Source organism: Streptomyces sp. CA-278952 (assembly GCF_028747205.1).
Lineage (GTDB): Bacteria > Actinomycetota > Actinomycetes > Streptomycetales > Streptomycetaceae > Streptomyces.
The window spans coordinates 6,810,299-6,822,007 of sequence record NZ_CP112880.1 but is presented as its reverse complement, the minus strand read 5'-3'; the positions used below and the strand labels follow the sequence as shown (position 1 = coordinate 6,822,007).

General features: G+C 76.0%; 11 protein-coding genes. 3 read left to right on the top strand and 8 right to left on the bottom strand.

What is annotated here, in order from left to right:
- Positions 1 to 99: 99 nt before the first annotated feature.
- Complete coding sequence (locus N7925_RS30240) at positions 100 to 828, bottom strand: SseB family protein (protein WP_274345746.1); 729 nt, start codon at positions 826 to 828, stop codon at positions 100 to 102.
- A gap of 59 nt (positions 829 to 887) precedes the next feature.
- Positions 888 to 1,493 (bottom strand): TetR/AcrR family transcriptional regulator, encoded by a 606-nt coding sequence (locus N7925_RS30235; protein WP_274345745.1) that lies wholly within the window; start codon positions 1,491 to 1,493, stop codon positions 888 to 890.
- 67 nt (positions 1,494 to 1,560) lie between these two features.
- Here N7925_RS30235 and N7925_RS30230 point away from each other — a divergent pair, with 67 nt between their 5' ends.
- On the top strand, positions 1,561 to 2,511 hold the full coding sequence (locus N7925_RS30230; protein ID WP_274345744.1) for a DMT family transporter: 951 nt from the start codon (positions 1,561 to 1,563) through the stop codon (positions 2,509 to 2,511).
- A gap of 31 nt (positions 2,512 to 2,542) precedes the next feature.
- Here the strand turns inward: N7925_RS30230 and mycP are convergent, their stop codons facing one another.
- Together mycP and N7925_RS30220 are read right to left on the bottom strand one after the other, a co-directional pair.
- Positions 2,543 to 3,724 (bottom strand): type VII secretion-associated serine protease mycosin, encoded by a 1,182-nt coding sequence (gene mycP, locus N7925_RS30225; protein ID WP_274345743.1) that lies wholly within the window; start codon positions 3,722 to 3,724, stop codon positions 2,543 to 2,545.
- Positions 3,721 to 4,590: a hypothetical protein gene (locus N7925_RS30220; RefSeq protein WP_274346575.1), complete on the bottom strand. Its 870-nt coding sequence runs from the start codon at positions 4,588 to 4,590 to the stop codon at positions 3,721 to 3,723. The genes mycP and N7925_RS30220 overlap by 4 nt, the downstream gene beginning before the upstream one ends.
- Positions 4,591 to 5,784: 1,194 nt before the next feature.
- Here N7925_RS30220 and N7925_RS30215 point away from each other — a divergent pair.
- Complete coding sequence (locus tag N7925_RS30215) at positions 5,785 to 6,987, top strand: amino acid deaminase/aldolase (protein ID WP_274345742.1); 1,203 nt, start codon at positions 5,785 to 5,787, stop codon at positions 6,985 to 6,987.
- Positions 6,988 to 7,069: 82 nt separating this feature from the next.
- Here the strand turns inward: N7925_RS30215 and N7925_RS30210 are convergent, their stop codons facing one another.
- Positions 7,070 to 8,032 carry a DUF2510 domain-containing protein gene (locus N7925_RS30210; RefSeq protein WP_274345741.1) on the bottom strand — a complete coding sequence of 321 codons (963 nt, stop codon included), beginning with the start codon at positions 8,030 to 8,032 and terminating at the stop codon, positions 7,070 to 7,072.
- Positions 8,033 to 8,089: 57 nt separating this feature from the next.
- Positions 8,090 to 9,025, bottom strand: coding sequence for a LysR family transcriptional regulator (locus N7925_RS30205; protein ID WP_274345740.1), 936 nt, complete (start codon positions 9,023 to 9,025; stop codon positions 8,090 to 8,092).
- A 70-nt stretch (positions 9,026 to 9,095) separates the two neighbouring features.
- Between N7925_RS30205 and N7925_RS30200 the strand changes: the two genes are divergently transcribed.
- Positions 9,096 to 10,283 carry a TDT family transporter gene (locus N7925_RS30200; RefSeq protein WP_274345739.1) on the top strand — a complete coding sequence of 396 codons (1,188 nt, stop codon included), beginning with the start codon at positions 9,096 to 9,098 and terminating at the stop codon, positions 10,281 to 10,283.
- Here the strand turns inward: N7925_RS30200 and N7925_RS30195 are convergent.
- Together N7925_RS30195 and N7925_RS30190 are read right to left on the bottom strand one after the other, a co-directional pair.
- Positions 10,222 to 10,932 (bottom strand): helical backbone metal receptor, encoded by a 711-nt coding sequence (locus tag N7925_RS30195; protein ID WP_274345738.1) that lies wholly within the window; start codon positions 10,930 to 10,932, stop codon positions 10,222 to 10,224. The two genes, N7925_RS30200 and N7925_RS30195, sit on opposite strands and share 62 nt — an antisense overlap.
- A gap of 100 nt (positions 10,933 to 11,032) precedes the next feature.
- Entirely contained in the window at positions 11,033 to 11,578 is a 546-nt protein-coding gene (locus N7925_RS30190) for a helix-turn-helix domain-containing protein (RefSeq protein ID WP_265602545.1), read from the bottom strand.
- Positions 11,579 to 11,709: the final 131 nt, after the last annotated feature.

Sequence of the window (11,709 nt, the reverse complement as noted above, 5' to 3'; positions counted from 1 at the left end):
CTTGATCGGCCGGTCGGATTTCTCCGCATTCCCGACAATTCTCACGGCGGCGGGCACGTGGCGCGCGTCGAACGGGTCGTCCCGGTTCGGCCCGGCACGTCAGCGGGCGAAGAGGGGCTCCCCCGGTGTGGGCGTGCCGGCGGGGAGAACGGCCAGATCCAGGCCGCTCACCAGCCGGGCCCGCAGCGCCTCGCTGGCCGCCAGCGCCTGCGCGATGCGGCGGGCCGCCTCGGCGGGCACGGCGTCGGGGGCGAGGACGAGGGCGAGGGTGCCGTCCGCGCTGCCGGGGCCGAGGTGGGCGCGGACCACGGCGGGGTCGGCGGCCACGGTCTCCCGTACGGCCGCGATGACGGCGGGGTCCTGGAGCGGGTCGGTGCTGGTGCGGTTCTCGGCGAGGGCCAGGAGCGCCTGCCCGCTCAGCTCGAAGGCGACGGGCCCGGCAAGGTCCAGCACGACGGTGTCGGCCTGCTCGTGGGCGGCGGCCTGGAGCGCCTGGTGCAGCGGTACGGCCACGGGGCGCGCCTCCGGGTCCCAGAGCGCCAGTGACGCGGTCGAGGTGAAGGCGGGGAGCGCGCGCCGGTCGCCGGCCCGGAGGGTGGGCACGGCCATGTCGCTGGTCTTCTCGCGCCGGAGCCCCTTCCCGTCCTCCTCGACCTCACCGAGCACGGCGACGACGGGGACCAGGAGCCGGGCGTCACGCAGCGCGGTGAGGACCGGGCCGACGGCGCTCCGGTCGCGGGACCAGGCGTCCAGAGCCCTGGTCAGGGCGGGGGACGCCGAGCCGTCGTCGTCGGAGAAACCGGGGTCCGGGATGTTCTTGAGCTCCACGGGACGAGGGTAGTGCCTGGCGTCCGGCCGCCTGCCCGCAGGTGGGGCGGGCGCAGGGCTCAGCGGTCCGTCGCCCCGGCCAGCAGGGCGGCCGCCTCCTCGCGGGCGTGGGCGACGGGGTCCGGGAAGACCTGCAGTCCGTGGGCGACCAGGGCCCCTTCGTGCAGCAGCATGAGCGTCCGGCCCAGCCGGTCGGCGGCCTCGGGGCCGAGGCCCTCGACGTCCCGGGCGAGCCGGGTGAACAGGTCCAGCATCCACTGCTTCTGGCCGGTGATGACCGCGTGCGCCGGGTGGGACGGGTCGCTGATCTCCGCATGGGCGTTGACCATGCTGCACCCCTTGGAGCCGTTCTCCGCCATCCAGGCGCGCGAGGCGTCGAAGACGGCCAGGATCCGGGCGCGCGGCACGGGGGGCGCGGCGTCGAGGCGCTCGGCGAGGAAGGCGCGCCAGCGTTCGTCGCGGTCGGCGAGGTACTCCACGACGATCTGCTCCTTGGAGCCGAAGCGGTCGTAGAGGGTCTTCTTGGTCACCCCGGCCTCGGCGGCGATCAGGTCCACTCCGACGGCATGGATGCCCCGGTCGTAGAAGAGCCGCTCGGCGGCCACGAGGGCCCGTCGCGCGGCGGGCGTCATGGTGATGCGGCGCAGTTCCTCGGAAGTACCCATGGCAACGAGTATACCGATCTGTATAGTCGAGAGCGTAGGTATACCGATCTGTATAGCGAGGTGCGTCATGAACGTCCTGCTCCCGGTCGCCTTCGTGCTGTGCTGGAGCTCCGGGTTCATCGGGGCCAAGCTCGGCGCCGGCAGCGCCTCCGCCCTCACGATCCTGATGTGGCGGTTCCTGCCGCTGACGGTCGTGCTGGCCCTGGTCGCGGTGACCGTCGCGCGCGCCTCCTGGCGGGGCCTCGGCGCCCGGGACATGGCCCGGCAGGCGGTGATCGGCGCGTTGTCGCAGAGCGGCTATCTGCTGACCGTCTATTACGCGATCCAGCTCGGGGTCTCCACGGGCACCACGGCCCTGATCGACGGCGTCCAGCCCCTGGTGGCGGGGGCGCTGGCCGGACCGCTGCTGCGGAGTTACGTGACCGCCCGGCAGTGGCTCGGCCTGTGCCTGGGGGTGGCCGGGGTCGTCGTGGTGACGACGGCCGACGCCTCGGCCGCCGCCGGGGTGGCCGGGTGGGCCTACGCCCTGCCGTTCGCCGGCATGCTGTCGCTGGTGGCGGCCACCTTCCTGGAGAGCCGTTCCGCCACCCGGGTGGCCCCGTCGGTGTCACTGACCGTCCACTGTGCCGCCAGCACCGTGGTCTTCACCGCGCTCGCCGTCGGCACGGGGACCGCGCTGCCGCCCGCCGAGCCCGCGTTCTGGGGCGCGGTCGGCTGGCTGGTGGTGCTGTCCACCTTCGGCGGGTACGGGCTGTACTGGCTGATCCTGAGGCGCTCGGGCGTCACGGCGGTCAACACGCTCATGTTCCTGATGGCCCCGGTCACGGCGGTGTGGGGAGCCCTGATGTTCGGGGAGCCGTTCGGCCCCCGGACCGTGCTCGGTCTGGCGCTGGGGCTGGTGGCGGTGGTCGTGGTGCACCGCGGGGCCGCCCCGCGCGGCGACGGGCACACCGCTGATCAGGCTCGGGATCCGGCCGCGCGCGACCGGTCGGACGCGGTGTCCGGGGCGAGCCGGTGAATCGACGCGGGCCGGTCCGGGCGCGGTGCGCTCAGCGGCGGCCGGGGGCGTTCCGGCCGCGCCACAGGACGACGGCCGCGGCCAGCAGCGCCGCGCCGAGGCCGCCGGCGAGCGGGGCGGCCCAGTTGGCCATCGCGTCGGCGGTACGGGCCGGGGCCGGGCCATCGCCGAAGTACCGCCCCCGGTGTCCCGCCGGGGCGGCCTTGGCGTCCAGGTCGGCCGGACGCAGCCGGGAGCCCGCCTCGATGGCCTCCGCCGGGTCGACGATGCCGTAGCCCCGGGCGTCGTCACGGCCCTCGGCGGGGGCGTCGCGGGCGGTGTCGGCCAGGAGCTTCTTGATCTGGGCCGGGTCCAGGCCGGGGTGGGCGGCCCGGACCAGGGCGACCGCGCCGGAGACGAACGCGGCGGCGGCCGATGTGCCCCACTCGATGTAGTAGTGCCCGTCCGGGTTGGCCACCACGATGTCGACGCCGGGGGCGCTGACGGTGGCGTACCAGCGGCGGGTGGAGAACGAGGCGTGTGTGCCGTACTCGTCGACCGCGGCGACCGCGATCACCCCGGGGTAGGCGGCGGGGTAGGAGATCCGGTCCCCCTTCTCGCCGCCGTTGCCCGCTGACGCGACGACGGGGACGCCCTTGGACAGGGCGTACTGGATGGCCGCGTCCTCTCCGGGGTCGGGGTGGGCGGACTTGCTGTCGTCGCCCAGGGAGAGGTTGATGACGTCGGCGCCGTTGTCCGCGGCCCAGCGGATGCCGTCGGCGAGGGCGGTGCCGCGGGACTTGCGGGCCTTGGCCCGGGCGGGGTCCTTGGACTCCAGAATGACCCGGACCGGCAGGATCCGGGCCTCGGGGGCTATGCCGAGGATGCCGTCGGAGCGCCCGGGGCCGTTGCCGCGTCCGGCGATGATGCCGGCCATCGCGGTGCCGTGCAGGGCCCAGGACGAGTCGCCGCGGGCGGCGCCGAAGCCGACGAGGTCCTTGCCGGGGAGCACCTGGCCCGTCAGGTCGGGGTGGGCGTCGTCGACCCCGGTGTCCAGGACGGCGACGGTGACGCCCTGGCCCCGGGTGGTCTCCCAGGCCCGGTCGGTGTGCAGGGCCTCCAGGGCCCACTGCTGGTCCCGGATGGCGTCCGCGTGGGCGGGCGCGGCGGGGGTGAGCGCGAGGACGGCGGCGGCGCAGACCGCGGCGAGGGCGCGGTGGGGTCGTCGGGTCATCCGGGCTGCTCCGTGAGTTCGGCGACGTGCGTGCGCAGCCCGCGCTCCACCCGGTCCGCGAGGCCCTTCGCCTCGTGGCCGAGCCCGGCCTGGGCGATGTCCGTCGTGGCACCCGGGGCCATGGCGGCGGGCGCGGGCTGCGGGTCGGCGACGGTGCGGCCGTCCGCGAACCCGGAGACGGCGAGGACGACGACCGGGATCTCGGTGAGCGGGTTGACCGTCCAGCTGGCGCGCTGCCCGTCGCCGAAGGAGGCCGCCGGCGTGCCCTCGGGAGCGTACGTACGGGGCATGAGGTCCTTGCGCGCGCCGAGCTTCTGCTCGGTGAACCGGGTGTGCAGGGCCCGCATGCCCGGGGCGTCGGCCTCGGTGAAGACCAGGCCGACGGTGGTGACGGCGGAGCGGGTGGCGTCGGTGTAGGTGGCGCGCACCAGCCGTTCGCACCCGACGGAGCGGAGCGTGGTCAGGAGCAGCGGGTCGAGCCCGCTCTCGCAGGTGCTGTCGGCGGCGACGGCGACCCGGGTCCAGGTGCGGTGGGTGCCGCCGGGGCCCGCGCCCTTGCCCTGGAGGGAGCGCGGGAACAGCGTGTCGACGGGGACGCTGTGCCAGGCGCCGCGTGCGGTGGTGTACGGGCTCCCGGTGGTCTCGGCCGAGGAGTCGCCGGTCAGCCAGGCCCCGGTGACCGCCCCGCCGATCAGCCCGAGGCCGAGCACGACGCAGGCGGCGGCCGCCGCGGTACGCCATCGCTGCCGGGGGCGGACCGGCCGCAGCCGGGTGGTGGTCTCCGCGGGTGTCTCCGGGTAGCCGTAGCGGACCGGCGTCCGGTAGCCGCCGGGGGGCGGCGGAACGGCTCCCGGCGCGGGCGTCAGATCGACGGCGCCGACGGGCCTGCGCCGAGGGACGGGCTGCGGGCCGACGGGCGGGCCGGGAGGCGTCGGGCTCGCGAAACCCGCGGGGGGCGGGGCCGGGTGCAGGGGGGCGGGGCTCGTGGAGGGCGGCGCGGGCGCGGACGCCGTGGGGGACGTGGGCTTAGGGGACGTGGGCCGCTGGGCCGGTGAGGCGGAAGGGGCCTGTGCGGCCTGCGGGATGCCAGCTGCCGGTGGGGCCTGCCGGGCCGGTCGGGTCTGCGAGGCGGGGGCTGCCGGCGAGGCGGCCGGAGTCCCAGGTCGGGACTGCGGGTCCGGTGCGGCCTGAGGGGCCGGTCGGGTCTGCGAGGCGGGGGCTGCCGGCGAGGCGGCCGGAGTCCCAGGTCGGGACTGCGGGTCCGGTGCGGCCTGAGGGATCACCCGGGCGGAAGGGGCCGGAGCGGGTGCTGCCGACGGGGCCGGACGGACTGGTGGGACGGCCCGGGCCGCCAGGGTGAAGCGGGTCGGCGGGGCCTTCGGGTCCAGCGGGGGCGGTGCGGCGGGCGGGGCCGAGCGCATCGGCGGGGTGGGCGAGGCCGGTGCGGCAGGCGGGGCGGGTGCAGCAGGCGCGGCCGAGCGCATCGGCGGGGCCGGTGCGGCAGGCGGGGCCGAGCGCATCGGCGGGGTGGGCGGGGCCGGTGTGACCGGGCGAGGCGGGGAGGGCTGCTGAGCCGGGGCCCCAGACGCTTCCTGTGCGTGAGGGGCCGAAGCCGACGGGCGAGGCGAGGAAAGCTGCTGAGCCGGAGCCGCAGACGCTTCCTGCGGGGCCGAAGCCGGCGGGCGGGCCGGTGCGGTCTGAGCCGTCTGCGGAGTGACCGCCGGCCGAGCCTGCTGAGGCGGCGCGGTCCGTGAGGCGGGCGGGGCCGTGGAAGCGGGGGCCGCGGGCGTGGGGGTGGGCGCGGGAGCATGGGCCGTGGGAGGGGTGGTCGGGCGGGGCGGCACAGGGGCGCGCTGCGCTTCGGTACTCATCCGGCCCCCCGCATACACGTCCTCGTACCGACCACGGATCACCGCCGCTGACAGGCCCGTTGGTGCTCGCGTGCACGTCACTCTACGGGCTGCGGTCGGGCGGCAGGGAACGGGACGCCCCGGTCGGCGGACGATCTGTCCTGATCGTCCCCCTACCCAGCCGTAGCGGCTCTCTGGCAAGCTGCGGCCATGACTGCCCGCGCCGCTGACCGGACCCGCTACAACCGGGCCACCGCCCATCTCGACGCCCCGATCGCGATCGTCGATCTTGAGGCGTTCGACGCCAACGCGGACGATCTGGTGCGGCGGGCGGCCGGGAAGCCGGTCCGGGTGGCGAGCAAGTCGGTGCGGTGCCGGGCCCTGCTGGAGCGGGTCCTCGCGCGTCCCGGGTTCGCCGGGATCATGTCGTACACGCTGGCGGAGTCGCTGTGGCTGGCGCGGGCCGGGTTCGACGACGTCCTGCTGGCCTACCCGTCGGCCGACCGGTCCGCCTTCGCCGAGCTGGCGGCCGATCCCAAGCTCGCCGGGGCCGTGACCGTGATGGTCGACGACCACACCCAGCTGGAGCTGATCGACGCCTCCCGGGCGGGCGGCCGGGAGGAGATCCGGGTCTGTTTGGAGCTGGACACCTCGCTGCGGATGCTGGGCGGCCGGGTCCGGATCGGGGCGCTGCGCTCACCCCTGCGCTCCCCCGCGCACCTCGCCGAACTGGCCCGCTCGGTGGCCCGCAGGCCGGGCTTCCGGCTGGTGGGGCTGATGGCGTACGAGGGGCATGTCGCCGGGGTCGGCGACGCGCTGGCGGGGCGGCCGCTGCTGTCCCGGGCGATCCGGCTGATGCAGTCGGCCGCCCGCAAGGAGCTGGCGGTGCGCCGGGCCGAGGTGGTGCGGGCGGTCCGGGCGGTCGCGCCGGAGCTGGAGTTCGTCAACGGCGGCGGGACCGGCAGTGTGCAGCACACGGCGGCCGAGGCCGCGGTGACGGAGATCGCGGCCGGTTCGGGGCTGTACGTGCCCCGGCTGTTCGACAACTACACGTCGTTCACCGGCCGGCCGGCGGCCCTGTTCGCACAGCCCGTGGTGCGCCGGCCGGGCGTGGGCGTGGTGACGGTGCTCGGGGGCGGCTATCCGGCGTCCGGCCCGGCCGGCGCCGACCGCTCGCCGGTGCCGTATCTGCCGGAGGGGCTGCGCTACGACGCGCAGGAGGGCGCGGGCGAGGTGCAGACGCCGCTGCGGGGCTCCCCCGCCGACGACCTGCTGATCGGCGACAAGGTGTGGTTCCGGCACGCCAAGGCCGGGGAGCTGTGCGAGCGGTTCGACGCGCTGCATCTGATCGAGGGCGACCGGGTCACGGCGAGCGTTCCCACCTACCGGGGCGAGGGGCAGACCTTCCTCTGACCTCGGGCCCGCAGGCTGACCTCGGGCCCGCAGGCTGGCCTCCGGCCCGCGGGCGATACGGGCTTCACGCGCGATACGGGCTTCACGGGCCGATGGACGCGCCCACTCCCCCGCTCGTCGCGCTGTCGCCGAGCGGGCGGATGCCCCGGGTGATGGTGTCCATCAGGGACAGCGGCAGGCCGGGCGCCCCGGCGTCGAAGGCGAACCGGACGATCACCGGTGTCCCGGCGCCCACCGAGGAGGGGAAGACCAGGGACTGCACGTACCCGCCGGGCCCCTCGCCGGTGGTGACCTGCCAGCGCACCAGGTAGCCGGTGCGGCCGGCGACGGTCAGCTCCTGGGCCCTGAGCACCTTGTGGGACGTGATGCCGCCGTGGGTGCGCCGGCCGAGGCTGTCCTCCTCGTAGGCCTTGTCGGCCGCGGTGACGATGTCGGCCTCGGCCGGGGTTCTGACATCGGTCTCACCGCCCCGGGCGGTGCGGGTGGCGACCGTGCCGTGGTAGCAGAACGCCGCGCCTCCGGGGCAGTCGTAGGACTGCTCGGTGCGGATGGTGGGGGCGTCGTCGGAGGTGCTCTCCGGCTTCTCCCAGCCCTCGGGCACCGGCAGGGTGACCGCGTTGAGCTGGTCGACGAGGACGGCGGGATCCTCGTCCGGGGCGGGCTCGACGGAGGAGGCGGGGGGCGTGGGGGCGGTGGCGGGGGCCGGGGGCGAGGCGGTCGTCGTCGGAGCCGCGGGCGTACCGCCCTCGTCACGGCCGAGCAGCACGGCCCCGGCGACGGCCGCGCCCAGGACCAGCACCCCGGAGAGCGTGATCGCCAGGAGCTTCGTCCGGCTGTCGCCGCCGGCCTCGCCCCGGGGGCCGCGCCGGTGCGGGAGCGGAAGCGACGGCGGGCCGAACGCCGCGGGTGCGGGCGGCTGTTCCGGCGCGGCGTGGGCGGCGGCGGGCGTGCGGGTGTGCACGGTCCAGGCCGTGCCGTCCCACCAGCGCTCCAGGCCGGGTGCGCCCGTGTCCGGGTACCAGCCGGGCGGCGTCGCGTAGCTCATGCCCCCACTCTAGGATCCGGCTCCGACACGGCGGCCGGGGTTCGGAGGGGAGCGGGGTCAGGCGTCGCGGCCGGTCAGGGACAGCAGATCGCGGGCGGGGCCGGTGGGGCGGTGGCCCCCGGGCCAGACCGCGCGCAGTTGGCGGCGCAGCCGTACGCCCGCGATGGGGACCTTGACGAGGCGGCGTGACGACAACTCCTCGCCGAGGGCCAGTTCGCTCAGGACGCAGGGGCCCGCGCCGCTCTCCGCCGCGCCCTTGACCGCCGTGGTCGAGGAGAGCTCCAGCAGGGGCTGGGCCAGTCCGCCGTGCACGGCGAGCGCCGCGTCCAGGACCTGGCGGGTGCCGGAGCCGTGTTCGCGCAGGATCAGCGGGGTGGCGGCGAGTTCACCGGGCAGCAGCGGGGTGCGGCGCCGGGCCCAGGGGTGGCTGGGGGCGACCACGACGACGAGGCGGTCGTGGGCGATGACGGTGCCGTCGAGGCCCTCCGGTATCGACAGGCCCTCGACGAAGCCGAGGTCGGCCTCGCCGGTGACCAGGCGGCGGGCGACGGCCGCGGAGTTGCCGACGAGGAGCGAGACCGCGGTGTCCGGCCGCTCGCCGCGCAGCGCGATCAGCCAGCCCGGCAGCAGGTACTCGGCGATCGTCATGCTGGCGGCGACCCGCAGCCGGGAGTCGCGGCGGTCGCGCAGCGCCTGGGCGCCGGCGTCGAAGGCCTCCGCCGCCTCGACGACCCGGCGCGCCCAGTCGGTGACCAGCGCGCCCGCGTCGGTGAGCCGGGAGCCGCGCGGGGAGCGGTCCAGGAGGGCGACGCCGAGCTGGCGCTCCATGGACCGGACGCGGCTGGAGGCGGCGGGCTGGGTGATGCCGACGTCCCGGGCGGCCCGCCCGAGGCTGCCGTGCCGGGCGACGGCGAGCAGGAGTTCCAGCGCCCCGAGGTCGGGGACCCGGTGGGAGAGGGAAACGTGGGGTGCGTGTGCGTCGTCGCCGGTCATAAAGCCAGCTTATGACCTCATAGGTACGGGGTCCCTGGTGGGCGGGGGCCCGGCCGCGAAGAATCGTGGCATGACCATCTTTCCGGTGACCCGGACCGCCGCTCCGTCGCCTCCCGCCGCGCTCGTGACCCGCCCGGCCGAGGCGCCCGGCGGCGCGACGCGACTGCCGTCCCTGCGGCACATCGGCCCCAACTGGTACGCGAGCGTCATGGGCACCGCGATCGTCGCGAGCGCCGGCGCGATGCTTCCGGGGGACGTTCCCGGGCTGCGGGCCGCGTGCACCGTGGTGTGGGCGCTGTCGGCCGTGCTGCTGCTGGCCGTCCTCGCCGCCCGTACGGGGCACTGGCTCTGCCACCGCGACCAGGCGCGGGCCCATCTGCTGGACCCGGCCGTCGCCCCGTTCTACGGCTGTCTGTCCATGGCGTTGCTGGCCGTCGGCGGGGCCACGCTGACGGTGGGCCAGGACGTGGTGGGCGCGCGGGCTGCGCTCGCGGTGGACGTGGTGCTGTTCGTGGCGGGTACCGCGATCGGTCTGGTGGCCGCTGTCGCGGTGCCGTATCTGATGGTCGTACGCCACCGTCCCGCGCCCGGGACCGCGTCGCCGGTGTGGCTGCTGCCGCTGGTCGCCCCGATGGTGTCGGCCTCGCAGGGCGCGCTGCTGGTGCCCCACGTCGCCGCCGGACAGGGGCGCGAGGCGCTGCTGCTGGCCTGCTACGCGATGTTCGGCCTGTCGCTGCTGGCCACGCTGGTCGTGCTGCCGTTGGTCTTCTCCCGGCTGGTCCACCACGGTCCGCTGCCGCTCGCGCTGACCCCGACGCTCTTTCTGGTGCTGGGTCCGCTCGGGCAGTCGACGACCGCCGTCAACCAGTTGGCCGACGTCGCCCCGGGGGCGGTCGGGGTCCCCTACGCCTCCGCTTTCGGCGCGTTCGCCGTGCTGTACGGGGTGCCGGTGATGGGCTTCGCGCTGCTCTGGCTGGCCCTGGCGACCGCGATGGTGGTGCGGGCCGCCCGGAACGGTATGGGCTTCGCGATGACGTGGTGGGCGTTCACCTTCCCCGTCGGTACGTGTGTGACGGGCGCGGCCGGTCTGGCGCGGCACACCGGGCTCGACGCGCTGACCTGGCTGGCGGTGGCGCTGTACGTCCTCCTGGTGGCGGCCTGGGCGGCGGCCGGGACGCGGACGGCGCTCGGGGTGCTCAGCGGAGCGCTGACGGCAGCGCCCGTGCCGCCTCGGCCAGCGACGGCCCGTACCACGTGAGCAGCCGCCCGTCGACGAGTGCGGCGGGCAGGGCGGGGAAGGCCTCGGGTCCGTCGTCCGCGGTGAAGCGGTAGGGCTCGTCGGGCAGCACCACCAGCTCGGCCCCGGAGGCGTTCAGCTCGTCGAGCGGGATGCGCGGGTAGCGCTCGGCGTGGTCGGCGTACACGTTGCGGATGCCGAGGCGGGCGAGGAGGTCGCCGGCGAAGGTGTCGTGGCCCAGCACTATCCAGGGCCTCCGCCAGATCGGTACGACGGCGGGGCGCGGGCTCCCGGAGGGCGCGGGCAGCACGGCCCAGGCGGCCTCGGCGGCGTCCAGCCAGCGGGGCCGGGCCAGCCCGCAGCCGTCGACGAGGACGCGGTGCAGTTCGGCGAGCGCCTGCTCCAGGGTGCGGACCTCGGTGACCAGGACGTCGAGCCCGGCCGCCCGGAGCGCTTCGAGGTCGGGGGCCCGGTTCTCCTCCTCGTTGGCGATCACGAGGTCGGGGGCGAGGGCGGCGATCGCGGCCACGTCCGGATTCTTCGTGCCGCCGACGCGGGCGGCGGTGAGATCCGCGGGGTGCGTGCACCAGTCGGTGACCCCGGTGAGCAGCCCGGGTGCGGTGTGGGCGACGGCCTCGGTGAGCGAGGGGACCAGGGAGACGACGCGCACGGACGGGCCTTTCGCGGGTGGAGGGAGAGGCGGGTCCGCCACCGTACGGACTCGGCACCCCGTACGGGCTCGGCACCGTACGAAACGCAGGCGTACGGGGTCAGCGGCGCGAGTCGAACGTGGCGTCGATGTGTTCGGCCACCGCGACGACCAGGAGCCGGGTGCCGGGCACGGTGGCGCGCCAGCGGTGGCGGACCCCGCCGGAGAGGAACAGGGTGTCGCCGTGCTCCAGGCGGTGGACCTGGCCCTCCGCCTCGACGTCGACGGCGCCCTCGACGACGTACATCAGTTCGTCGTTGCGGTGCTGGAACTCGCGGCCGAGGTCCGGTTCGCCGGTGAACTCCAGGGCGCTGAGCTGATGCCGGCCGCGCACCAGGCGGCGTACGCCCTCGCCCCCCTCGGCCCGGACGACGTCGACCGCGCGCGCGGAGTCGGCGGCGGCCCGCAGACGCCCGGTGGTGGTCTCCAGCGCTTCGGCGACCCGGTCGAGGGAACGGGCGCTGGGGCGGGCGCGCTCGTTCTCGATCTGGCTGAGGAAGGGCACGGAGAGGCCGCTGCGCGAGGCGACCGCGGCCAGCGTGAGTCCCAGGGTTCTGCGCCGTCGGCGGACGGCGGCGCCCACCCGCGGTGTGTCCTTGTCGTCCATGTCCCGGCTCCCTCCCGCCTCCGCCATCCTCCCGGTTGCCAGCACCTTACGCACATGGTTGCGCACGACGTCCGGTAAACGCCCCCCGGGCAGCCGGAAGGGGTGGCCCCGCCCGAAGGCGGGGGCCACCC

What these genes read in the sequence shown, in the direction of transcription:
- N7925_RS30215 (WP_274345742.1), top strand. Translation starts at nt 5,785, where the DNA reads ATGACTGCCCGCGCCGCTGACCGGACCCGCTACAACCGGGCCACCGCC.
- N7925_RS30210 (WP_274345741.1), bottom strand. Translation starts at nt 8,032, where the DNA reads ATGAGCTACGCGACGCCGCCCGGCTGGTACCCGGACACGGGCGCACCC.
- N7925_RS30190 (WP_265602545.1), bottom strand. Translation starts at nt 11,578, where the DNA reads ATGGACGACAAGGACACACCGCGGGTGGGCGCCGCCGTCCGCCGACGG.
- mycP (WP_274345743.1), bottom strand. Translation starts at nt 3,724, where the DNA reads ATGACCCGACGACCCCACCGCGCCCTCGCCGCGGTCTGCGCCGCCGCC.
- N7925_RS30205 (WP_274345740.1), bottom strand. Translation starts at nt 9,025, where the DNA reads ATGACCGGCGACGACGCACACGCACCCCACGTTTCCCTCTCCCACCGG.
- N7925_RS30235 (WP_274345745.1), bottom strand. Translation starts at nt 1,493, where the DNA reads ATGGGTACTTCCGAGGAACTGCGCCGCATCACCATGACGCCCGCCGCG.
- N7925_RS30200 (WP_274345739.1), top strand. Translation starts at nt 9,096, where the DNA reads ATGACCATCTTTCCGGTGACCCGGACCGCCGCTCCGTCGCCTCCCGCC.
- N7925_RS30230 (WP_274345744.1), top strand. Translation starts at nt 1,561, where the DNA reads ATGAACGTCCTGCTCCCGGTCGCCTTCGTGCTGTGCTGGAGCTCCGGG.